The sequence below is a fragment of the Blastococcus sp. TF02A-30 genome (assembly GCF_003319185.1).
Classification (GTDB): Bacteria; Actinomycetota; Actinomycetes; order Mycobacteriales; family Geodermatophilaceae; genus Blastococcus.
On sequence record NZ_QOHJ01000038.1, the window covers coordinates 1 to 462 of the forward strand.

A 462-nucleotide genomic window follows, 5' to 3' on the forward strand; every position below is an offset into this window, starting at 1 on the left:
GTCCAACCTGTGCTCCGAGATCCTGCAGGTCTCCGAGGCCTCCGAGTACAACGAGGACCTGAGCTACGCCCACGTGGGCCAGGACATCTCCTGCAACCTCGGCTCGATGAACATCGCCAAGACCATGGACTCGCCGGACTTCGGCCGGTCCGTGGAGACCGCGATCCGTGCGCTGACGGCCGTGTCGGTCATGTCCGACATCCAGTCGGTGCCGTCCATCGCCAAGGGCAACGCGGCCTCCCACGCCATCGGCCTGGGGCAGATGAACCTCCACGGCTACCTGGCGCGCGAGCGCGTCCACTACGGCTCGGAGGAGGGCATCGACTTCACGAACATGTACTTCTACGCGGTGCTGTTCCACGCGCTGCGGGCCTCGAACCGGATCGCGATCGAGACCGGCCAGCGGTTCGGCGGGTTCGAGGACTCGAAGTACGCCTCGGGGGCTGTCTCTTATACACATCT

General features: G+C 65.2%; 1 pseudogene. It reads left to right on the plus strand.

Annotated features, from left to right (window positions below):
* Positions 1-462: pseudogene (locus tag DQ241_RS20345) on the plus strand (ribonucleotide-diphosphate reductase subunit alpha); the annotation flags it as partial.